This window comes from Lentzea terrae, assembly GCF_003265345.1.
GTDB classification, from domain to species: domain Bacteria; phylum Actinomycetota; class Actinomycetes; order Mycobacteriales; family Pseudonocardiaceae; genus Lentzea; species Lentzea terrae.
The window spans coordinates 117,365-137,871 of record NZ_QFWW01000026.1 but is presented as its reverse complement, the minus strand read 5'-3'; the positions used below and the strand labels follow the sequence as shown (position 1 = coordinate 137,871).

General features: G+C 68.7%; 22 protein-coding genes. 14 read left to right on the top strand and 8 right to left on the bottom strand.

The window, feature by feature from the left end; translation table 11 throughout:
- Window positions 1-53 precede the first annotated feature (53 nt).
- From DI276_RS32225 to DI276_RS32185, 9 genes are all read left to right on the top strand, one after another.
- Window positions 54-632, top strand: a complete 579-nt coding sequence (locus tag DI276_RS32225; protein WP_112270400.1) for a DUF4232 domain-containing protein — start codon at window positions 54-56, stop codon at window positions 630-632.
- Window positions 633-1,109 carry an alpha/beta hydrolase gene (locus DI276_RS32220; protein ID WP_112270398.1) on the top strand — a complete coding sequence of 159 codons (477 nt, stop codon included), beginning with the start codon at window positions 633-635 and terminating at the stop codon, window positions 1,107-1,109.
- 13 nt (window positions 1,110-1,122) lie between these two features.
- Complete coding sequence (locus DI276_RS32215) at window positions 1,123-1,548, top strand: hypothetical protein (RefSeq protein WP_112270396.1); 426 nt, start codon at window positions 1,123-1,125, stop codon at window positions 1,546-1,548.
- A 240-nt stretch (window positions 1,549-1,788) separates the two neighbouring features.
- Entirely contained in the window at window positions 1,789-2,049 is a 261-nt protein-coding gene (locus DI276_RS32210; protein ID WP_030467713.1) for a hypothetical protein, read from the top strand.
- Window positions 2,049-2,300, top strand: coding sequence for a hypothetical protein (locus DI276_RS32205; protein WP_030467714.1), 252 nt, complete (start codon window positions 2,049-2,051; stop codon window positions 2,298-2,300). Before DI276_RS32210 ends, DI276_RS32205 begins: the two co-directional genes overlap by 1 nt.
- Complete coding sequence (locus tag DI276_RS32200) at window positions 2,300-5,116, top strand: FtsK/SpoIIIE domain-containing protein (protein ID WP_112270394.1); 2,817 nt, start codon at window positions 2,300-2,302, stop codon at window positions 5,114-5,116. The genes DI276_RS32205 and DI276_RS32200 overlap by 1 nt, the downstream gene beginning before the upstream one ends.
- Entirely contained in the window at window positions 5,116-5,568 is a 453-nt protein-coding gene (locus DI276_RS32195; protein ID WP_112270392.1) for a hypothetical protein, read from the top strand. The genes DI276_RS32200 and DI276_RS32195 overlap by 1 nt, the downstream gene beginning before the upstream one ends.
- Window positions 5,569-6,282: a GNAT family N-acetyltransferase gene (locus DI276_RS32190; protein WP_112270390.1), complete on the top strand. Its 714-nt coding sequence runs from the start codon at window positions 5,569-5,571 to the stop codon at window positions 6,280-6,282.
- Window positions 6,283-6,364: 82 nt separating this feature from the next.
- The gene (locus DI276_RS32185) at window positions 6,365-7,378 is read left to right on the top strand and encodes an NADP-dependent oxidoreductase (RefSeq protein WP_112270388.1); all 1,014 of its coding nucleotides are present in this window, start codon (window positions 6,365-6,367) and stop codon (window positions 7,376-7,378) included.
- A 1-nt stretch (window position 7,379) separates the two neighbouring features.
- Here the strand turns inward: DI276_RS32185 and DI276_RS32180 are convergent, their stop codons facing one another.
- Window positions 7,380-8,942, bottom strand: coding sequence for an FAD-binding oxidoreductase (locus tag DI276_RS32180; protein ID WP_112270386.1), 1,563 nt, complete (start codon window positions 8,940-8,942; stop codon window positions 7,380-7,382).
- Here DI276_RS32180 and DI276_RS32175 point away from each other — a divergent pair.
- Together DI276_RS32175 and DI276_RS32170 are read left to right on the top strand one after the other, a co-directional pair.
- Entirely contained in the window at window positions 8,941-9,516 is a 576-nt protein-coding gene (locus DI276_RS32175) for a TetR/AcrR family transcriptional regulator (protein ID WP_112270384.1), read from the top strand. The two genes, DI276_RS32180 and DI276_RS32175, sit on opposite strands and share 2 nt — an antisense overlap.
- Window positions 9,513-10,898 (top strand): glycerol-3-phosphate dehydrogenase/oxidase, encoded by a 1,386-nt coding sequence (locus DI276_RS32170; RefSeq protein ID WP_112270382.1) that lies wholly within the window; start codon window positions 9,513-9,515, stop codon window positions 10,896-10,898. The genes DI276_RS32175 and DI276_RS32170 overlap by 4 nt, the downstream gene beginning before the upstream one ends.
- 76 nt (window positions 10,899-10,974) lie before the next feature.
- On the opposite strand, the gene DI276_RS32165 is transcribed toward DI276_RS32170, so the two are convergent.
- From DI276_RS32165 to DI276_RS32155, 3 genes are read right to left on the bottom strand one after another with little or no spacing between them, the layout of a single operon-like run.
- Window positions 10,975-12,714: a WXG100 family type VII secretion target gene (locus DI276_RS32165; RefSeq protein ID WP_112270380.1), complete on the bottom strand. Its 1,740-nt coding sequence runs from the start codon at window positions 12,712-12,714 to the stop codon at window positions 10,975-10,977.
- Window positions 12,711-13,019 carry a type VII secretion target gene (locus tag DI276_RS32160; protein WP_112270378.1) on the bottom strand — a complete coding sequence of 103 codons (309 nt, stop codon included), beginning with the start codon at window positions 13,017-13,019 and terminating at the stop codon, window positions 12,711-12,713. Before DI276_RS32160 ends, DI276_RS32165 begins: the two co-directional genes overlap by 4 nt.
- 20 nt (window positions 13,020-13,039) lie before the next feature.
- The gene (locus DI276_RS32155) at window positions 13,040-13,492 is read right to left on the bottom strand and encodes a YbaB/EbfC family nucleoid-associated protein (RefSeq protein ID WP_112271369.1); all 453 of its coding nucleotides are present in this window, start codon (window positions 13,490-13,492) and stop codon (window positions 13,040-13,042) included.
- Between the two features lie 129 nt (window positions 13,493-13,621).
- Between DI276_RS32155 and DI276_RS32150 the strand changes: the two genes are divergently transcribed.
- Genes DI276_RS32150 through DI276_RS32140 form a run of 3 tightly spaced genes read left to right on the top strand, consistent with a single transcriptional unit; the run spans window position 13,622 to window position 16,121 of the window.
- Window positions 13,622-14,530: an ABC transporter ATP-binding protein gene (locus DI276_RS32150; protein ID WP_112270376.1), complete on the top strand. Its 909-nt coding sequence runs from the start codon at window positions 13,622-13,624 to the stop codon at window positions 14,528-14,530.
- Complete coding sequence (locus DI276_RS32145) at window positions 14,527-15,705, top strand: ABC transporter permease (RefSeq protein ID WP_112270374.1); 1,179 nt, start codon at window positions 14,527-14,529, stop codon at window positions 15,703-15,705. Before DI276_RS32150 ends, DI276_RS32145 begins: the two co-directional genes overlap by 4 nt.
- A 2-nt stretch (window positions 15,706-15,707) precedes the next feature.
- Window positions 15,708-16,121 (top strand): hypothetical protein, encoded by a 414-nt coding sequence (locus DI276_RS32140; protein ID WP_112270372.1) that lies wholly within the window; start codon window positions 15,708-15,710, stop codon window positions 16,119-16,121.
- Here DI276_RS32140 and DI276_RS32135 read toward each other — a convergent pair.
- The 4 genes from DI276_RS32135 to DI276_RS32120 all read right to left on the bottom strand — a co-directional run bounded on the left by DI276_RS32135 (window position 16,114) and on the right by DI276_RS32120 (window position 20,477).
- Entirely contained in the window at window positions 16,114-17,352 is a 1,239-nt protein-coding gene (locus DI276_RS32135; RefSeq protein ID WP_112270370.1) for a cryptochrome/photolyase family protein, read from the bottom strand. The genes DI276_RS32140 and DI276_RS32135 overlap by 8 nt on opposite strands.
- A 62-nt stretch (window positions 17,353-17,414) precedes the next feature.
- Window positions 17,415-18,728, bottom strand: a complete 1,314-nt coding sequence (locus tag DI276_RS32130; protein WP_112270359.1) for a citrate synthase — start codon at window positions 18,726-18,728, stop codon at window positions 17,415-17,417.
- A 223-nt stretch (window positions 18,729-18,951) separates the two neighbouring features.
- Window positions 18,952-19,896 (bottom strand): carbohydrate kinase family protein, encoded by a 945-nt coding sequence (locus tag DI276_RS32125; RefSeq protein WP_112270357.1) that lies wholly within the window; start codon window positions 19,894-19,896, stop codon window positions 18,952-18,954.
- Window positions 19,893-20,477 carry a TetR/AcrR family transcriptional regulator gene (locus DI276_RS32120; RefSeq protein ID WP_112270355.1) on the bottom strand — a complete coding sequence of 195 codons (585 nt, stop codon included), beginning with the start codon at window positions 20,475-20,477 and terminating at the stop codon, window positions 19,893-19,895. Before DI276_RS32120 ends, DI276_RS32125 begins: the two co-directional genes overlap by 4 nt.
- Window positions 20,478-20,507 lie beyond the last annotated feature (30 nt).

The window sequence follows — 20,507 nt, the reverse complement described above, 5'->3', positions numbered from 1 at the left end:
TTGTGTTGGCCAGTTCGTGAATGGGCACATCCTCACTGGTAGGAGGTGCACCCATGACTCGACGGTTGATCGCTTGCGGCCTGCTGGTGCTCGCTTCCGTGACGGCCTGCGGGGACAGAAACGCGGACACCGGGTCCGCCGCGCTGCCGACGTCGACTCCGTCGTCCTCCGCTTCACCCGCGGAGGCCGCCAACTCGGGCGCCGCCGCTCCGGCTGTGAAGCGCTGTGACTCGTCCGTGTTGAAGGGCCAGGTCGACCCGACCGACGCCGGCGCGGGCAACCGGTACGGCAAGTTCGTCGTCACGAACTCCAGCACCGCGCCGTGTTCGTTGAACGGCTACAGCGGTTTCCAGTTGGAGAGCGCGGCCGGTGTGGTGCCGACCAAGTTGGAGCGCAAGGCCGATCCCGGTCCCGCCGCGCTGACGTTGGCGCCTGGCGGTAAGGCTTCCGCGAACCTGCACTGGGGCGTGGTGCCGGCGGGCGGCGAGCCCGTCGAGGGGCCGTGCCAGCCGGAGCCGTCGAAGGCCACGGCCATCCCTCCGGACGAGACGGTGCCGCTGACCGTGCCGTGGACGCTCGGACCTGTGTGTTCTGGTGGCCGGATCGAGATCAGCGCGTTCTACGCTTCGTAGATGCACGCACCCGGATGGCTCGCCGTGTTGCCGCACGGCGAGCGCATCGCCTCTTCGTTGCGCGCCGCCGGTGTTCTGGCCCTGGTGACCGAGGACATCGAGTCGGCGGCCGAGGACGCCGAGCTGCCGGTTGTCCTCATTGGACACTTCACCGGCGCGCCCGCCGCGGTCCGGTACGCGCAGACGCACGAAGGGATCGCCGCGCTGGTTCTGGTGTCGCCGGTGCTCGGGATCTGGGACGGCGCGTCCGACGAGCTGGCCGACCTGATGGACGAGGTCAACTTCGGGCGGCCGCTCGGTGAGCTGCCGACGTTGTGGCTGCACGGGTCGGACGACGAGATCGTGCCGATTTCGGACACGCGGGCGGGCACGGACCGGATTCGCGGTTCGGCGTTCGAGGAGCACGTCGTCGAGGGGTTGCTGACCGACGCGGAGGCCGTCACGCGGGTGCTGGAGTTCGTCCGCAGGGTCGTCTGACACCATTTTGGGTGTGGACGACCTCGTGCTGCTGATCACCGTCGTGGTCGAGGCAGCGGACGAGCAACAGGCGCGGGCCGCGTGCGACGCGCTCATCAGCCGTACCGGGGCGCAGGTCGTGGACGCCCGTGACTGCTCGGACGAGGAGCCGGGCTGCTGGGCCGTCGTCATCACGGAGCCGAGTGCGGAGAAGGCCACGCACAGCGTCTCCGCGGCGCTGGCGCGGGCCGTTCGCACCTTCGTGCGCGGGCTGGGTGACGGCTTCCCGACGCCGCGGGTGGCGTGCGAGCCGCCGACGGCGTGGACGGTGCTCGACGACCCCGAACTGATCAGCGGACTCGTCCCGGGGGCGGAACGCGTCCTGGTCGAGGCGTGGGCAGGAGATGACCCGTTTGGTGCAGGTACTCCCCGTGACAACTCACCCGTGAGGTCGTCTTGATTCACCCGCCCGGCCGGTAGGTCTGCACAACGGGGTGTTAGCAGCTTTGTGAGTGTCACTACACGGGTAGTCAAGGGGCCAGGGCCGCGCCTAACTGATCATTAAATCAAGGCCCGTTCGAGTGGATTGAGGCATCCACCCAGTTAGCCGATCTTCGGTCTCAACTGTGAAAATCACGCCACAATCTCTACTGAGGGTGGTTGTACGACCGCCCTGTTCCGGGAGGGTTCGGGAGCCGACATGGCCAGCATCGAAGAGGTCCGTGCCGCAATTGCCCAGGCGATCGACAAGGCGAGCCAAAGCCAGTCGGCCCTCCAACAGGCGGCTGAGCTCGCCGAGGACGCGCAGCAGTTGCTGACATCGGTCACGCAGGGCTCTGTGCAGGCGGACGTCGAAACGACGAACGCTCAGTTCGCCCAGGTCGTGTCCGGCGTGAGCGAGCTGCAGAACTACCTCGGCGCGGGCATTTCCGGGGCCGAGGGCATCAACAGCAGGCTTTGATGGCATCCATCGCCGAGGTTCGCGCCGCGCTCGAGCAGGCGAGCGAGATCCTGCGCGAGTCGTACCGGAGTGTGCGGTCCGCCCAGGAGGGCCTCGACGAGGCGGTCGCGATCCTCGCCGAGTCGAGCGAGAACCACCACGAGTCGCTGCTTCCACCGGAGTTCGTGCGTGCCAAGGAAAGATTCCCCGATCAGCTGGAACTGATGGTGGGAACCCTAGAGCGCATCCAACGACTCACCGTGGAGCTGTGATGAGCAGGCGCGACGACCGGCGACGCAGGATCGAGGAGTCCTTCGCGGAGTTCCAGCGCGCTGTTTCGGCCGCGCTGGGCTCTGTGGCGCGCGAGCACCGGGCGCTCGCCACCGAGCACGCGAAGGACATGTTCGAGTTCACCGTGCGCGGTATGGGCGTCGACAAGGCGCTGCAGGACGCCGCGCTCGCCAACGTGACCCCGTTCCTGGTGGTCGACGAGAAGCGGGAGAAGAACCCGCGGCAGGCTCCGCTCTCGATGGCCCAGTTCGCTGAGCGGCTCGCGCAGATCAAGCACGACTGGCAGCAGTCGTACCACGAGTGGACGGCCACGGGTCCGGACCAGCTGACCGCGCTGGTGAACACGGTCGCGGCCGGGCCGGCGTCGTGGCCGCACGAGTCGTGGCTCGGCACGCCGGGCACGCACGACGGCAGCGAGGGCGTGCCGGAGCTGTGGCGGATCGGCACCGGCGTGGTGACGTCCGCGCCGGAGTCCCAGCCGTTCCCGGTGGCCGTTCCGCTGCTGGACCAGGCACATCTGCACATATCGTCCACTTCGGACAGTCGCCAGCAGGCGGACACGCTGGTGGAGAACCTGTTGCTGCGGGTGCTGTCGCACTTCCAGCCGGGTCTGGTGCACGTGCACGTGTGGGACATCGGCCAGCTCACGGGATCGTTGCCCGGGCTGTACCCGTTGACCCGCGCCAACTTGCTGACGGTGCACGACCCGGCGCGGCTGCACGAGCTGCTGGACGAGCTGTCCGAGCACATCCGCCAGGTGCACACGAAGGTTCTGGTCGACGGCCACCTGACCGTGCGTTCGGTCAGCGGCGAGGGCCGGCGCACCGAGCCGTGGCGGATCGCCGTGCTGTTCGGCAACCGCAAGGCGTTGAAGGAAGAGCACCAGCAGCAGCTGCAACGGGTGGCGCGCAACGGTTTGGCGTGCGGCGTGCAGCTGTTCATCGTGGACATCCCGATCACGATCAACTCGCCGGTGGAGACGGTGTCGTTGCGCGGCGACGGCACCGCGACGTGCACGATGACCGGCAAGCACGTGACGGTGACGCTGGACGACGGTTTTCCGCGGACGCTCGTGCCGCGCGCCTGTGCCGCGATCGCGGAGAAGCGCGAGGAACGCCGGACGCGCATGGGCAAGTTCGACGACCTGCTGCCCGAGCACCTCTGGACGGAGAGCTCCGCCGCGGGAGTCATCGCGCCCGTCGGGTTCGACGACGGTGAGCAGGTCTGCGTGCATCTCGGCGACACCTCGCCGCACGCGTTGATCGGTGGCCCTTCCGGTTCCGGCAAGACGAACTTCCTGTACGCGATGCTCGGTTCGCTGTGCGCGCGGTACTCGCCGAACGAGCTGGAGCTGTACCTGCTGGACTTCAAGGAAGGCGTGTCGTTCGCGCAGTTCGCGCCGGGCCGCAAGGACCCGTCGTGGCTGCCGCACGCGCGCCTGGTCGGCGTCAACGTCAACACCGACCGCGAGTTCGGCGTGGCGTTGCTCCGGTTCCTGTCCGACGAGATGCGCCGGCGTGCGGACGCGGCCAAGCAGCACGAGGTCACGAAGCTCGAACACCTGCGCGCCGAGGACCCGGAGGGCCGGTGGCCGCGGATCGTCGCGGTGATCGACGAGTTCCAGTACCTCTTCGGCGAGCGCGACCAGGTGACCGCAGCCGCGACCCAGCTGCTGGAGGACGTGGCGCGGCGCGGTCGTTCGCAGGGCATCCACCTCGTGCTGTCCTCGCAGGACGTCTCCGGCATCGAGGGTTTCTGGGGCAAGTCGGCGATCTTCGAGCAGTTCACCGTCCGCATCGCGCTGCCCAAGGCCCGCCGCGTGCTGGCCGAGCCGCAGAACGACGCCGCCGTCGAGCTCCCGCGCTGGCACGCGGTGATCAACCACGAGTCGGGCGTCAAGCCGGGCAACGAGATCTGCCGCATCCCGGACTCGACGTCCAAGGGCACCATGGACTCGCTGCAGAACAACCTGTGGCGCAGCGAACCCGGCCAGGCCCCAGGCCTCTTCGACGGAAGCAAAATTCCCTTTCTCGACGCACTGCCGGACTTCCTCGAACTGCGGCCGGGCGATGCTTCGCCTACCGTGCTGTTGGGACAGGTGATCGACGTCGCGGGCAGCGCGGCCAGGGTTCGGTTCGCCCGCACCCCCGGCCGCAACATCGCGGTGATCGGCTCCGTGGTCCAGGACGCGGCCGCCGTGCTCGGCGGAGCGGCCGCGTCACTGGGCAGGCAGCACGAGCCGGTGGAGGCAGCGTTCAGCCTCGCCTGCCTGGTCGACGAGGCCATGCCGCAGGCGTTGCATCTGGCGAAACGCTTGAGCGCGGACGGCCATGATGCCTCGGTGATCGGCATCGACGGCATCCGCGAGCTGCTGGACCGCACCGCGGCCCGGCTGCAGGCGATCAACACGGGCACGTCCGACACGCCGCCGTCGCCGCACTACCTGGTGCTCTACGGCGTCGACGCGGCGCACACGTTGCTGGAGCAGAAGGATCCGACGACGCGTGCGTCCGGTTTGGACAGCCTGCGCACGGTGCTCAAGCACGGCCCGGAGAACCGCACGCACGTGCTGGGCTGGTGGCGCGGCGTCACGAGGCTCAAGGCGAGCCTCCCACCGGGTGTCTACGACGACATCGGCGCCTGGGTGGCGTTCGACGTCCAGGGCAAGGAACTGCTGTCGCTCGGACCGGAACAGGTGATGGCGTGGTCGCCGCGACCGCGCCGCGGCCTGTTCTTCGACCGGTTCGAGCACTCGCGACCGCAGGTGATCATCCCGTTCGACACTGGAGAAATGTGATGAACCCGATGATGACGACCACGTTCGAGTCGGTCCCGTCGCAGCGTCAGAGCGAGGAGGTGATCGAGGTGCCGGCGGTCGAGAACGTCTCAGCGGTTGAGCGCTACAAGGAGATCATCGCCATCGCCACGGACGCGGCGGCTCGCCAGCGCAAGCTGGACGAGGTGCGGTGCGCCGAGCTCGCGGAGCGGATCGCGGCGACCCAGCAGCAGATCTCCGAGGTGCGCGACCGCGAGCGGGTCGTCCGCATGGGTGCCGCGTTGCACTGGGAGCAGGCCGTCGAACAGCTCTGGAACGAGCGCTGGCTCCAGATGGTCACGCCCCCGCTGCCCGACGAGTCCGTGCCGCCACGGCCCCAGGGCGAGTACAACCGCGCCATGGACGTCGCCTACCAGGCCCTGGAGGACTCGTTGGCGAAGCGAACCCTGTTGCGCCGCAAGCAGAAGGACTGAGTGCGCCGCTTACGCACGCCCGCCGACGTCCAGGACGCCTCCGCCGACCCCATGGTCCGCTGGGCGGCCCAGGCGCTGTCGGCCGGCGGTGCTGCCTGGGAACACCGGGGCGCGGTGGCCGTCCACGCGCCCTACCTCACCCGACGTCGCCGGCTGGTCATGTCCGGGCCGGCTGAAGGCGTGGCCTCCCTGCTGGCGGCGCACGGCCGGGGCGTCGAGTTGCGTCCGCTCATGGAACGGCCGCTCGCCTGCGAGGTGGCGGAGCTGATGCCCACGCCGTGGGTGGAGGACAAGCCCTTCGGCTGGATGGACCGCTCCGGTTCCCTGGCTCTGCCCGCTGACGTCTCCTGGCTGTCCTCTGTGGACGAGGTCCCGCCGCTCCTGCGCGCGGCCAACCCGGACTCCTGGGCCTGGCCGGGCGAACACGGCGTCCGGCGCTGGGCAGGCATCCGCGCCGACGACACCCTGGTGGCCACCGCAGCCGAGGCGTGGTCGTCAGCGGATGTCGGCTTCATGATGGGCGTGGCCGTCCACCCGTCGCACACGGGCCAGGGCCTGGGCGAGCGCGTCTGCCAGTTCGTCACGTCCTCCCTGCTCACCCTGTACGGCACCTGCGCCCTCTTCGTGGACAACTACAACGCCCCGGCCATCGCGCTCTACCGCAAGCTCGGCTTCGCGTACCGAGACGTCACCACCCTTCTTCCTGCGGTCTAGCTCACATCCCGGAACACTCCTCCGTCGAGGGCTGTTGAACCGGATAATTGATCCGCAATTCCAGGATGGAGATGGTTCGACCATGACCAGCACCGCACTCGAGGTCCGGCTCGCGTCCCGCCCGAAGGGCTGGCCGACCGAGGACACCTTCGAGATCGCCGAGGTCGACATCCCCACCCCCGGTGAGGGCCAGATCCTCGTGCGCAACGTGGTCATGAGCGTCGACCCGTACATGCGCGGCCGCATGAACGACGTCAAGTCCTACGCCCCGCCGTTCCAGGTGGGCCAGCCCCTCGACGGCGGCGCGGTCGGCGAGATCGTGGCTGTCGGCGACGGCGTTTCCGGACTGGCCGTGGGCGACAACGTCCTGCACGGCCTCGGCTGGCGCGAGTACGCCGTCGTCAACGCCGCCCACGCGGTCAAGGTCGACCCGAACGTGGCCCCCCTGAGCGCCTACCTGGGCGTCCTCGGCATGCCCGGCCTGACCGCCTACGCGGGCCTGCTGGCGACCGCCGAGTTCAAGGAGGGCGACGTCGTCTTCGTCTCCGGCGCAGCAGGCGCCGTCGGCCAGCTCGTGGGCCAGATCGCCCGCCTCAAGGGCGCCTCGCGCGTCATCGGCTCGGCCGGCTCGCCCGAGAAGGTCAAGTACCTCACCGAGGAGCTCGGCTTCGACGCCGCCTTCAACTACAAGGACGGCCCGGTCGCCGAGCAGCTCGCGGCCGCCGCCCCCAACGGCATCGACGTCTACTTCGACAACGTCGGTGGCGAGCACCTCGAGGCCGCCATCTCCTCCCTGAACGTGCACGGCCGAGTCGCCATCTGCGGCGCCATCGCCCAGTACAACGACACCGAGCCCCCGGCCGCCCCGCGCAACCTCGTCCAGGTGATCGCGAAGCGCCTGACCCTGCGCGGCCTGCTGGTCGGCGACCACAAGAACCTGCAGCAGCAGTTCATCGCCGAGGTGGGCGCCTGGATCGCCTCCGGCAAGTTGAAGTACACCGAAACCGTCATCGAGGGTGGCGCCCGCCAGGCACCGTCGGCGTTCCTGGGCATGCTGCGCGGCGACAACACCGGCAAGATGCTCGTGCAGTTCTGAGCTAAAGCAGCTTGCCGGGGTTGAGGATTCCGGTCGGGTCCAGCTGGGCTTTCACGGCGCGCAGCACGTCCACCCCGATGGACCCGATCTCCTTTTCCAGCCACGGCTGGTGATCGCGCCCCACCGCGTGGTGGTGCGTGATCGTGCCGAGCCGCGAGATCGCCTCCGACGCCGCGACCTTGGCGCGCTGCCACTGCCCGACCGGATCCGCGAGATCCCGCGGCACCAGCACGGTGAAGTACAGCGAGGCCCCGGTCTCGTAGGCGTGCGAGATGTGGCACATGACGACCGGGTTGCCCAGCTCTTCAGCCAAAGCCGAGCGCACCGCGTCGCGCAGCTCGGACACGCGGGACCAGTGCGTGGCGGTTTCCAGCGTCTCCACGCAGACGCCCGCATCCAGCAGAGCGTCGCGCTGGCGCGGACCGTTGAACCGGCCGTGCAGCCAGGAGGCACCCATGGCGCGGCCGAGGCGGACAACCTTCTTGCCGCTCAACGCACTCATGGTGGCGGACCGCGACCGGCACTCCCACCCGAGGATCACCAGGCAGGGCTGCTCGACACCGCGGAACCGCAGGTACTTCTTCAAGGTGGCGGCCTTGGGTCCGGCCAGCTCCAGCGCGACCTCAGTCTCGTCCACATCGGACAGACGAGTGATGTCGGCCAGCACCCCGTCCTGAGCCAGCGTGCGCACGAGGTCGACCCCGGCTTCCCAGCCGTCCACGACGAAGCCCTCGTACCGCGGCCCGTACGGCTTGGGCCGCACCCGGACAGTCACCTCGGTGATCACGCCGAACAGGCCTTCGCTGCCCAGCACGAGCTGCTTCAGATCCGGGCCGGCGGCCGAAGCGGGCGCAGCACCGACAACCCATTCCCCGACCGGAGTGGCGACGCGGACCGACTCGACCATGTCCTCGAACCGGCCGTAGCCGGACGAAGCCTGCCCGGCGGACCGAGTGGCGGCGAACCCGCCGATCGTGGCGCGCTCGAACGACTGCGGCACGTGCCCGAGCGTGAACCCGTGCTCCCCCAGCAATCTGTCGGCCTCAGGCCCGGTGACCCCCGCCTGCAGCACCGCCACCCGCGACACGGGGTCGATGGAGACCAGCGAGCCCAACCCGGCCAGGTCGAGGGCGACGACGGCGGACTTGGAGCCGCGCAGGGCCTCCACGCCACCCACGACGGACGTGCCCCCGCCAAAGGGAACCACGGCGACGTCGTGCTCCACGCAAACCTGCAACACCTCCACGACCTCGGCCGGAGTCGCAGGCTGAACCACCGCGTCCGGGACCGCGGGCGTGCCGTGCCCGCGGTGGCGCAGCAGGTCGAGATAGGACAATCCGCCGGCGCGTCCCAGCCGGTCATCGGCATCGAGTGAGATCGTGCTGACCGCTTCCAACGCCTCGAAAGCGTCCTCGGACAGCGCCGACTCGGGTGCCGACAGCGGCACCTCCTCGAACGGCTCCCCCAGCCCAACGCGCTGACTCAGCCAAGCCAGCGCGTGCGGCGGCAACGGCGTGGTTTCGGTAGTCCATCGAGCCCTGGTCACTGCTACAGTGTGACACATGACGTCTCAACGTCACACCCACGACGCGCTGCTCGACGCCACCCGTGAGTGTGTTCTGGAGGTGGGGGTGCGCCGGACCACCCTCACTGACGTGGCAAAACGCGCCAACGTGAGCCGGATGACCCTCTACCGGCGTTACCCGGACGTGGACCACCTCGTCCGTGCGCTGATGACGAGAGAGTTCGCTGCCCTGCTGGCCCAGGTGGAGCAGACCGCCGGCCGGGGCAACGCCCGTGAGCAGCTGGTCGGCAGGGCTGTGGAGGCGATCAAGGCGCTGTCGGGCAACCCGCTCATGCAGCGCGTCCTGCAGCTCGACGCCGAGCTGATGCTCCCGTACCTCACCGAGCGCCTCGGCAGCACGCAACGCCTGGTCGAGCAGTTCCTCGTCGGCCAGATCGAGGCCGGCCACCTCGACGGGTCGATCCGGTTCGGCGACGCCAAGACGCAGGCTCGCGTGGTGCTGCTGACCACGCAGTCGATGGTCCTCTCCACGAAGCCCGCCACGTCCGGGCTCGACTTCACCTCGCTGCTGGACGAGCTGGCCAAGCAGCTGGACGGAGCTCTGCGACCGTGAACACGTCCCTGAACGCCGCGCGCCGCTTGGACGACCTCCAAGCAGCACAGCGCGAGGTCGCCGATGTTCTCGTGATCGGCGGCGGCGTCACCGGCACGGGCGTAGCGCTCGACGCGGCGTCGCGGGGATTGAAGACCGTGCTGCTGGAGGCGCACGACCTGGCGTTCGGGACGTCGCGCTGGTCCAGCAAGCTCGTCCACGGCGGCCTGCGCTACCTCGCGAAGGGCGACGTGAAGCTCGCCCACGAGAGCGCGGTCGAGCGCGGCATCCTGATGACCAGGACGGCTCCGCACCTCACTCGCACTTTGCCGATGCTGTTCCCGTTGCACGCGGGCGCGAACCACTTCGTCATGGCCGGCCTCAAAGCGGGCAACGCGCTGCGCATCACCGCCGGCACCCCCGCCAGCGTTCTGCCGCGCCCGCGCCGGGTGCCCAAGCACGAGGCGCTGGCCCTGGTGCCCGGCCTGAACCCGGACGAGCTCACCGGCGGCCTCCTCAACTACGACGGCCAGCTCGTCGACGACGCCCGCCTCGTCGTGGCTCTCGCCCGCACCGCTGCCGGGTATGGCGCGCGGATCATCACCCGCGCGAAAGTCCTTGCTTTGCAAGGCGATGGCGCCGAAGCTCAGGACACTCTGACCGGCGCCACCTTCAGCGTGAGGGCGCGAGCGGTGATCAACGCGACCGGCGTCTGGGCGGGCACGCTCGCGCCGGTGCAGCTGCGCCCGTCCCGCGGCTCGCACCTCGTGGTCGACGCGAAAACGGTTGGTCTGACGGGAACCGCGCTGACGATTCCGGTGCCGGGCGAACGCAACCGCTACGCACTGCTGCTGCCCCAGGCGAACGGCCGCGCGTACCTCGGTCTCACCGACGAGCCGGTCGACGAGATCCCGGACGTGCCGACGGTGCCGGAGTCCGATGTGGACTTCCTGCTCGCGACCGCTTCCGGCGTCCTGCAACGAAATCTCACCAGGTCCGATGTGATCGGCAGTTACGCAGGCCTGCGGCCTTTGCTGGAAGCCGAAGGCCAGACCGCTGACCTGTCGCGCCACCACGCGGTGCTCAAGGCGCAGAACGGCGTGATCACGATCGTCGGCGGCAAGCTCACCACGTACCGGAAGATGGCGGCGGACGCGGTCGAGGCGACGGGTCTGACGCAGATCCCGTGCCGCACCAAGGACATCCGCCTGGTCGACGACCGGCCGCACCCGACCACGCCGATCGCGCCGGGCGTCACGGAGGCCGACGTCGTCCACGCGATCCAGCACGAGGGTGCGCTGGACGTCGACGACATCCTGGACCGGCGCACGCGGATCGGGCTGGTGCCGGCGGATCGCGCGAAGGCGGCGCCGGAGATCGCGAAGCTTCTCGCCGCCGTGTGAAACGGAGGAGCCCGCTTCCCACACACGAGAACGGGGCGCCCCGAAGGACGCCCCGTTCTCAGCGCAAGAACTCAGCTCACTCGCCGATGACCGGCTTCGCGGCCTTGGGCGGGTCGACCAGGGCCTCCCCGTCGATCCGGACCTTCCGCTTGTGCTCGCTGTTGCCGCCCTGCTGAGCGCCGGCACCGGCGCCCATCGGAGCACCACCCATCATGCCGCCGGCACCACCGGGACCGCCGCCAGGACCGTGCGCGGCGCCACCGCCGCCACCGGCCGCGGCACCACCAGCGGGGCCACCGGAAGCCATGACACCGGCCGCGCCACCGAACTGCGCTGCCGTGCCACCGGCGCCACCACCACCGGCCGGGCCACCGAGGCCGGCGGGCATACCGCCACCGCCGCCACCGCCGCCCATGCCCTTGGGGATGCCGCCGCCTCCGCCACCACCGCCGCCACCGGCAGCCGCGGTCGCGGCGTTGTCAGTGGTGGTCGGGCGGTACCAGTCGGCGTTCGTCGTGGTCGGCGTGGCGCCGATCGACGGAGGCTTCGTGACGCCACCGGCCGACGTGGTCGTGTCCGCCGGCTCCCAGTGACCCGGCACCCAGCGCCCGCCGCCGGTGCCACCGGGACCACCGGTTCCCGGCATCTCGCCGCGCGGGACGCCCACCGTGCCGCTACCACCGCCTGGGGGCCGGTGGTGGTCGGCATCCGTGTGGCCGGGGCCGGGGTAGCCGTGGTGGCCCACCTGGCCGGGAGGCCGGCCGGAGCCGCCGCCCTGGCCGCCAGGAGGCGTGTAGACGGGGCGCACGCCCGGACCGGCACCGACACCGGCGCCCTGGCCGTACGGGCCCTGCCAGCCGGTGGTGTCGCCGCCCCCGTAGCCGGGACGGACGTTGGAGAGACCGTCACCGGCGGTGTTGCGGCCGGGTCCCTGGCCGCTGACACCGCTCGTGAACGTTCCGCCCGCGCCGGTGTGGGCCTGGTTCTGCTGACCGCTGCCGAGGCCGTCGAAGCCGCCGGAGGTCGGCCGGTTGACGCCACCGCCACCGCCACCCGCGCCCTTGTGCGCCATCGACGAGATCGCGTCGATGATCTGCTCGGCGACCTTGGCGATCTGCGAGACCTGCTTGACGAGGTCCATCAGCTTCTTGACCGAGCCGAAGAGCTTCTGGATGAAGTCCGCCAGCTTCTTCGCGTAGTTGACCGCGGTCGAGACGATGTCCGCGATCGCGCCCGCGATGGCCGCGCCGAAGGTGAGGACCGACGCCGCCAGCCACTGGATGATCTTCATGACCATGTCGGCCACGGCCTGGCTGATCAAGTCCATGATCTGCTTGCGGACATCGGCGACGAGCTTGCCGGCGCCCTCGACCGCCGCGGCGATGCCGTGCGTCGCCTTGGACAGCGACTCCATGCTGTCGGCGTGCTTCTTGGCCGCCGTGCGGTAGGCGTCGGCCGCCCTGCCCTGCCACTCACGGGTCTGCGAGACGCAGATGCGTTCGTACTCGGTCGCGATCTCCTGCACCTGCTGACCGGCGGACCGGTAGGTGCCCGCCATCCTGGAGATGGACTCCGGGCTGCCGAGCAGCGCGTCGAACGGCTCGCGCAGGAAGTCGACGTGCTGGATCGCCCAGCTGAAGCCGGCGGCGAGGAAACCGCTCAGCGGGTTCCCGGACATGCCGACCATGCCCATCGCGGTGTTGGCCATGCCCAGGCCGGCATTGACCCAGTCGCCGCGCTCGATGGACGAGTAGGTGTTGGAGATGCTGCTGATCAGCTGCTGCGGGTCGGTACCCTGCGAGGTCGACGTGCTCATCCCCGGCCTCCGTTGAAGCCGAACATGTTGTCGAGGTCGACCTGCTCGTACTGCTCGATGGTCTCCTTGAGCCCGGAGGCCATGTCCATCAGCGAGTTCGTGGCCTTCCCGAGCACGTCCTGCCCGAGGCCGGCCTTCTCGAGGATGTACTGGGCGAGGAAACCGCAGATGACGCCGAAGGCCTCGGTGGTGAGCGAGCCCGGGTCGCACGTCTCGGTGGCCTTGCGCAACCGATCGGTGAGCCGGTCCACGTTCGCGGCGTGGTTTCTCAGCTCGTCGAGATCGATGTTGAAGTGCTGCTGCATGCTCTAACCCCCTCCTGCACTCAGGCCATGACGTCGGGCGGGTTGGTGAAGTACTCGTCGTCGGGCCGAAGGTCCTTGCGCTCCAACTCCGACTTCGGTTCTTCCTCGTCGGTTCCGTCGCCCGCGTATCCGTTCGGCATCTGCGCCTTCACGAAGTCGAGCGCCGGGCTCTCGCCGACGAACTCGCCCATGATCTGCACGACCTGGCCGGACGCCTCGCGCTGGGCCTTGGTGGACGCGGCGAGCACGGCTGCGGCGATCTCGCTGGGGTCCATGCCACGAGCCTCCGGCTTGATCCGCAGGTCGGTCAGCACCCCCGTGGCGTTGACAGTCACCGTGATCAGGCCGTCCGGCGAGCTTGCGCTCCCACCTACACCGCCGAGCTGGCCCACAGCCTGCTCAGCCTGCTGCTTCGCCTGCTCGATCTTGGCCCCGTACGTCTTGAGCCACTGATCGGGGTCGATGGTCTCCATGGTCACCCCCGTTGAGTGAATTGGTCGTTCGTTCGATTCGCCGTAGACGCCCGTATCGTTTCACTCGTTCCCTGCTCACCGATACTTTGAGTCCGATTACCGCCATCCGGGCTAACGAAGGGGTGCACCGTGCCTGAGGGAGTGCTGGAGATCGACGGGATCTCCAAGCGCTACGGAGAGGTCGTCGCCCTGCGGAACCTGTCTTTTGACGTTCGTGCGGGTGAGCTCTTCGGTTTTGTCGGCAGCAACGGCGCTGGGAAGACCACGGCCATGCGGATCGCGCTGGGCGTGCTCGCCGCCGACTCCGGCGAGGTGCGGTGGAACGGAAGAGCCGTCGACCTGGACACAAGGCGCCGAATTGGCTACATGCCGGAGGAGCGCGGCCTCTACCCGAGGATGAGGGTGCTCGACCAGTTGGTCTACCTGGCCGAGCTGCACGGCATGAGCACCAACGAGGCCCACACGAGCGCGGAGAACTGGATCGCGCGGCTCGGCCTGCGCGACCGCCGCAACGACGAGGTGCAGCGGCTCAGCCTCGGCAACCAGCAGCGCGTGCAACTCGCCGCCGCCCTGGTGCACGAGCCGGACGTCCTGGTGCTCGACGAACCGTTCTCCGGCCTCGACCCGGTCGCGGTGGACGTGATGAGCCAGGTGCTGCGCGAGAAGGCTTCCGGCGGCGTGCCCGTGGTGTTCTCCAGCCACCAGCTCGACCTGGTGGAACGGCTGTGTGACCGAGTCGGCATCGTCAGCGCCGGTTCGCTGGTCGCGAGCGGAACGGTGGACGAACTCCGGTCCGGTGGGGTGCCCCGGCTGGTCGTTGAGTCGCCAACCACCGACTGGACTGTCACGCTGGACGGTGTGCGGGTGATCGAGAAGAACGGGACGCGGTGCGTGCTCGAGCTCGCTGACGGCGTGGACGACCAGGCGGTGCTGCAGGCCGCGCTCGCCGTGGGCCCCGTGCACGAGTTCTCCCGCCAGCGCCCGACGCTGACCGAGCTGTTCCGCAACGTCGTGACCACCGAGGCGAGGAGCACATGACGGCCCGAGCGGTCTCGTTGGTGGCACGGCGCGAGTTCGTCACGAAGGTGCGCACCAGGTCGTTCCTGATCGGCACCGCGGTGATCATCGCCGTGCTCGCCGGGTACGTCGTGCTGCAGTCGGTGCTGTTCGACGACCAGCAGCGCAGCGTTGTCGGCCTCTCCGGCCAGGCCACGCAGCTCGCGGATCCGTTGCGGGACAAGGCGAAGTCGTTCGGCATCGACGTCGAGACCCGCGACGTCACGACCATGGAGAACGCCGAGCAGCAGGTCCGCGACGGCTCGCTGGACGCGCTGGTGACGGGCGCGCCGCCCACGTTGAAGATGATCGTCAAGGGCACCGGCGACCAGGTGCTGACGACGGCGCTGAACGACGTGCTGCGCCAGCAGGTCCTGGTCGCCCAGCTCGCCGAGGCGGGCATCACGCCGCAGCAGGTGGCGCAGAACCTCGCGAACGTCAACGTGGCCGTCACGGCGCTGGAACCCGTTGACCCGCAACGAGGTCAGCGCCTCGCGATCGGGTTGATCGTGGCCGCGCTGCTCTACTACTCCCTTTTGGTCTACGGCACGATGGTCGCCCAGGGCGTGGTGGAGGAGAAGTCCAGCCGGGTCGTGGAGATCCTGCTCGCCACCGTCCGGCCGTGGCAGTTGTTGCTGGGCAAGGTGATCGGGCTCGGCGCGGTCGGTCTGCTGCAGCTGCTGGTGATCTCCACGATCGGGCTCGGGCTGTCGTCCGCGTTCGACGTGATCGACGTGGGCGCTCTGGGCGGCACGGCGCTGCTGACCGGTGTGCTCTGGTACCTGCTCGGATTCTTCTTGTACGCCACGGTGTTCGCGGCCGCCGCGTCGCTCGTGTCGCGCCAGGAGGAGCTGCAGTCTGTGCTGACGCCGATCAGCATGACGATCATCGTGGCGTTCGTGGCCGGCATCAACCTGATGATCGGCAGCCCGTCCGGCCCGACGGTGACCGTGCTGTCGCTGCTGCCGCCGTTCGCCCCGATCCTGATGCCTGGCCGGATGGCGATGGGCGTGGCGACGCCGTGGCAGGTGGTGCTGGCGGTCGTGCTCGCGCTGGCGGCCATCGCGGCGATCACGTGGCTGGGCGGCAAGGTCTACGCGAACGCAGTGCTGCGAACGGGCGCTCGCGTCAAGCTCCGCGAAGCCCTCCGGACCTAGGCGTGGAGCCGGACCAGGCGCGGAAATTGCTCCAGCGCCGCGTCGACGCCTACGCGGACGAGTTGTGCGACAAGATGATGCGGATGCTCGATCAGCTGACGGCCCTGCGCGAGTCGGTCGACCAGGACACGACCCGGCCGGCGGTCGACGCCGCACTCGCCCTGTTCGTCGCCGCCTGCCGCAACGTCGCGTTCGACCACTCCTTCGACTCCCGGCCTGGACCGCGACCACAGCCTCAGCTGATCGCGACACCAGACCGGGCCGCCGTCGACGCGGTGGTCGACAGGCTCGACTCGCTCCAACGGCTGTGCGACCAGCAGGGCGAGTTCCAGGAGTGGGTCGACGCGCTCAACAACGCCAGGAGGTACTGGGCGGCGGCGACCTACGTCCAGCACACCCGCGTGACGCTCACTTGATGGCCTGGTAGCGGTCGAGCGCCACCTGGCGTTCGACCGCGTGGTCGACGATCGGTTCCAGGGTGTGCGAGTCCGGCGCGTACTTGCGGACGTAGGCGCCGTCCGGGTCGAACTTCTTGGCCTGGGTCAACGGGTTGAACACGCGGAAGAACGGCGCCGCGTCCGTGCCGCAGCCCGCGACCCACTGCCAGTTGTGCTGGTTCGAGGCGAGGTCTCCGTCGATCAGGTGCTTCATGAAGTGCCGTGCGCCCCACCACCACGGCAGGTGCAGGTCCTTCACCAGGAAGCTGGCCACGATCATGCGGACCCTGTTGTGCATGAAGCCTTCCTGCAGCAGCTGCCGCATCCCCGCGTCCACGATCGGGTAGCCGGTGCGGCCCTGGGCCCAGGCTTCGAAGAGCTCCTCGTCGTGGTCGTGCTGCATCCGGTCGAACTTGCGGTCGTAGTTCTCGCGCGCGGTTTCCGGGCGGTGCCAGAGGACGTCGGCGTAGAACTCGCGCCAGGCCAGCTCGCTGCGGAACGTGCCGTCGCAGTCCTTCAGCAACGTTCGGGGGTGCAGCACGCCGAACCGCAGGAACGCCGACAGTCGGCTGGTGGCGTCGAGGTCGGGGCGGTCGCGGGTCTTGTCGTAGTCCGCCAGCCGCTCGTCGCGGAACTGCTCCCACAACGCCTGGGCATCCGGGAGTTGTTCTTTGACAGCCGGAAGTTTCGCGCTGTGTGCCGGCTTCATCCAGTCCAGAGTGGACGATGACGTGTCGGCCGGCTTGCACCAGCCGTGGTCGAGCCAGGCGTTGCGGAACGGCGTGAAGACCTTGAACGGCGTGCCGTCCGCCTTGCGCACCCTGCCCGGCGTCACGGCGTAGGGCGAGCCGGAGCGGACGAGTTCGATGTCCCCCAACGCTTCTTCGACAGCCTGGTCACGGTTTCGGCCGTACGGCGCGCAGTCCGCGGTGATGTGGACGCTGCCGGCCCCGATCTCGCGCGCCACCCGCGGCACGGCCTGCACCGGGTCGCCGCGCACGACCATCAAGCGACCGCCCAGCTCGTCGTTCAAGGCGTGCAAACAGCGGTGCAGAAAATCGATTCGCGGCTGCCCCGACGGTTTCAACAGCCGGTCGTCGAGAACGAACAACGCGAGTGCCTGAGGAGATCGTTCCGCCGCCGCGAGAAAGGCAGGATGATCGGTTGTGCGCAGATCGCGGCGGAACCAGACAACAGAGGGGGAGCTCACCCTCTGACGTTACAAAGCAAAAGGCGCGCCCGCAGCACGGGCGCGCCTTTCGAGAACTACGTTCAGCGGTTCTCCATCGCGATGAAGTCGCGCTCCGTCGGGCCGGTGTAGATCTGCCGCGGGCGGCCGATCTTGGTGGCCGGGTCGTTGATCATCTCGCGCCAGTGCGCGATCCAGCCGGGGAGCCGGCCGAGCGCGAACAGCACGGTGAAGAACTTCGTCGGGAAGCCCATCGCCCGGTAGATCAGACCCGTGTAGAAGTCCACGTTCGGGTAGAGCTTGCGGGAGATGAAGTACTCGTCGCTCAGGGCGGCCTCTTCCAGCTGCTTCGCGATGTCGAGCAGCTGGTCGTCGGCGCCGAGCTTGTTGAGGATCTCGTCGGCCGTCTTCTTGATGATCGCGGCGCGCGGGTCGTAGTTCTTGTAGACCCGGTGGCCGAAGCCCATCAGGCGGACGCCGTCCTCCTTGTTCTTGACCTTGTTGACGAACGACTTCACGTCGCCGCCGTCGGCCTTGATCTTCTCGAGCATCTCCAGCACCGCGCTGTTCGCGCCGCCGTGCAGCGGGCCGAACAGGGCGTTGATGCCCGCGGAGATGGACGCGAAGAGGTTCGCCTCGGACGAGCCGACCAGGCGCACGGTCGACGTGGAGCAGTTCTGCTCGTGGTCGGCGTGCAGGATGAACAGCAGGTCGAGAGCGCGGACCAGGTCCGGGTCGAGGTCGTAGGCCTCTGCCGGGAAGCCGAAGGTCATCCGCAGGAAGTTCTCCACCAGGCCAAGCGAGTTGTCCGGGTAGAGGAACGGCTGACCGACCGACTTCTTGTAGGCGTAGGCCGCGATCGTCGGCAGCTTCGCCAGCAGGCGGATCGTGGAGATCTCGACCTGGTTCGCGTCGAACGGCGACAGCGAGTCCTGGTAGAAGGTCGACAGGGCGGACACCGCGGAGGACAGCACCGGCATCGGGTGCGCGTCACGCGGGAAGCCGTCGAAGAAGCGCTTGAGGTCCTCGTGCAGCAGGGTGTGCCTGCTGATCTTGGACGAGAAGTCGTCCAGCTGGGCCTGGGTGGGCAGCTCACCGTAGATGAGCAGGTAGCTGACCTCGATGAAGTTCGAACGCTGGGCCAGCTGCTCGATCGGGTACCCGCGGTAACGCAGGATGCCCGCGTCACCGTCGATGTAGGTGATCTCGGAGGAGCAGGAGGCCGTGTTGACGAAACCGGTGTCCAGGGTTACCAGACCGGTCGTCGACAGCAGTTTGCCGAGTTCGATGCCGGACGCGCCTTCGGTCGCCGACACCACCTTCATCTCGAGCTCTCCGCCCCCGTGGCGCAGCGCGACGGTCTGGGTGTCGTTCGGCGCAGTCGTCGCGTCGGGCATTCAAGTCCCTCTCAACGCTCGGACGGGGTGGCGGCAGGTCGCACGGCCTGCCGTCGTCTCGGACCACCCCGTTGGGATCTGAGTCTTCTAAGTTCACTCACGCTAGTCGGCGGAAGGCCCGCCTCGCAGCAGCGGTGTGAACCGATTCTGTGAGATGGGACCGGCATCACATCCGTAATGCCAGTTCTAGCGCGGCTCCCTCACGGTAGTCCGTTCCCCGGTTTTATCCAGCCAACGCAGCGGTGAGTTCGCTCGCAAAGGGCGGTTCGGCGCCCGCGCGGGAACATGTGATCGCGGCCGCAGCACCCGCGTAGGTCAATGCGTCGGTCCATTCCTCGCCACCGAGCGCACGGACCTTCTCCGCGCTCAGCGCGTCGTGGTCGTGCAGCCACGCGAGCAGGGCACCTTGCACCGTGTCGCCCGCGCCGATCGTGTCGACCACGTCCACCTTCACCGGCGGCACGTCGACCTGTCCCGTGGCGGTGATCACTGAAAGACCGTCGCCACCCTTGGTCAGCACCACGGCGGCCGGTCCCTGTGAAATCCACGTCCTTGCGATCTCGATCACGTCGCCGAGATCGTCACTGCCTTCAGCGAGCCATTGCGCGTCCTCGACGGACACCTTCAGGAGACCGACGTCCGGCAGCCACGACCGGAACCGGGCCCGGTAGGCGCCCGGATCGTCGATCAGCCCGGCCCGGATGTTGGGGTCGAGGACCGTCAGCAAGCGCTTGCTTTCCCGCCGCAGAACGGTCTCGTAGACGCTCGCGCCGGGCTCCAGGACGAGTGACAGCGTGCCGAATGAGACGGCCTGTGCTGCTGAGGGCAGCGGTCCGGGATCCTCGACGAGCCGGTCGGCCGTGCCGTCGACGTAGAACGAGTAGCGCGCGGAGCCGTCCTCGGCGAGCCCGACGACGGCGAGCGTGGTGTTCTCCGGCCCGCGCTGGACCAGCTCGGTCCGCACGTTCGACGCGTGCAGCCGCTTGATCAGCTGCTGCCCGAAGTGGTCGTCCGACACCCGTGACAGGAAGCTCGTCGGCACGTCCAGCCGTCCGAGCGCGACGGCGACGTTGTACGGCCCGCCACCGAGCTTCGGTGCGAGCGGCGTCAGCTCGTCGTCCCCCACCGGCACCATGTCGACCAGTGCCTCACCAGCAACCACGATCACTTCGAGCTCCCGTCTCTCTGAAGCCCATCCAACAACAACTCACCCAGCGCGGTGAACGCCTCGGCGTCTGAAACGCCTGCCCGTTTCGTGAGGACACCCGTCTGGATGCTCTCGATGAGCAACCCGGCCATCTCGGCGAACAGCACCGCGTGCACCTCGCGGAACACGTGCAGCTCGACCCCGTCCTGGATGAACGACTTGATGCGCTCGGCCGCAGCGCGCGCGTTGCGCTCGTACGTGGCACGCGTCGGCGGGAAGTCCGACACGTCCGCGATGAACGCAGCCGACGCCTTGCCGAGCTCCTCCGCCGCGCCAGCGAGGTAGCTGCCGATGCGTTTGCGCACGTCAACGAGGCCGGCGATGCGCTTCTCGATGCGCTCGGCCGCTCCCTTGAAGTACCGCCCGACCACCCGCACGGCCAGCTGTTCCTTGCTGCCGGCGAGCGCGTACAGCGTCGACTTCGAGCAGTGCAACCTGCCCGCGATGTCATCCAGCGTGAGATGTCCGAAGCCCTCGGTGAGGAAGAGAGCCTCCAACCGGGTGAGCAGCTCGGCCTGCCGCTGCGTGAGAGCCCGCGTCATAGCTGACGACCCTGCCACATTGACTGGCAG

Coding starts and splice junctions, on each gene's coding strand:
- DI276_RS32225 (WP_112270400.1), top strand. CDS start 54: ATGACTCGACGGTTGATCGCTTGCGGCCTGCTGGTGCTCGCTTCCGTG.
- DI276_RS32220 (WP_112270398.1), top strand. CDS start 633: ATGCACGCACCCGGATGGCTCGCCGTGTTGCCGCACGGCGAGCGCATC.
- DI276_RS32210 (WP_030467713.1), top strand. CDS start 1,789: ATGGCCAGCATCGAAGAGGTCCGTGCCGCAATTGCCCAGGCGATCGAC.
- DI276_RS32205 (WP_030467714.1), top strand. CDS start 2,049: ATGGCATCCATCGCCGAGGTTCGCGCCGCGCTCGAGCAGGCGAGCGAG.
- DI276_RS32200 (WP_112270394.1), top strand. CDS start 2,300: ATGAGCAGGCGCGACGACCGGCGACGCAGGATCGAGGAGTCCTTCGCG.
- DI276_RS32195 (WP_112270392.1), top strand. CDS start 5,116: ATGAACCCGATGATGACGACCACGTTCGAGTCGGTCCCGTCGCAGCGT.
- DI276_RS32185 (WP_112270388.1), top strand. CDS start 6,365: ATGACCAGCACCGCACTCGAGGTCCGGCTCGCGTCCCGCCCGAAGGGC.
- DI276_RS32175 (WP_112270384.1), top strand. CDS start 8,941: ATGACGTCTCAACGTCACACCCACGACGCGCTGCTCGACGCCACCCGT.
- DI276_RS32180 (WP_112270386.1), bottom strand. CDS start 8,942: ATGTGTCACACTGTAGCAGTGACCAGGGCTCGATGGACTACCGAAACC.
- DI276_RS32165 (WP_112270380.1), bottom strand. CDS start 12,714: ATGAGCACGTCGACCTCGCAGGGTACCGACCCGCAGCAGCTGATCAGC.
- DI276_RS32160 (WP_112270378.1), bottom strand. CDS start 13,019: ATGCAGCAGCACTTCAACATCGATCTCGACGAGCTGAGAAACCACGCC.
- DI276_RS32155 (WP_112271369.1), bottom strand. CDS start 13,492: ATGGAGACCATCGACCCCGATCAGTGGCTCAAGACGTACGGGGCCAAG.
- DI276_RS32145 (WP_112270374.1), top strand. CDS start 14,527: ATGACGGCCCGAGCGGTCTCGTTGGTGGCACGGCGCGAGTTCGTCACG.
- DI276_RS32130 (WP_112270359.1), bottom strand. CDS start 18,728: ATGCCCGACGCGACGACTGCGCCGAACGACACCCAGACCGTCGCGCTG.
- DI276_RS32120 (WP_112270355.1), bottom strand. CDS start 20,477: ATGACGCGGGCTCTCACGCAGCGGCAGGCCGAGCTGCTCACCCGGTTG.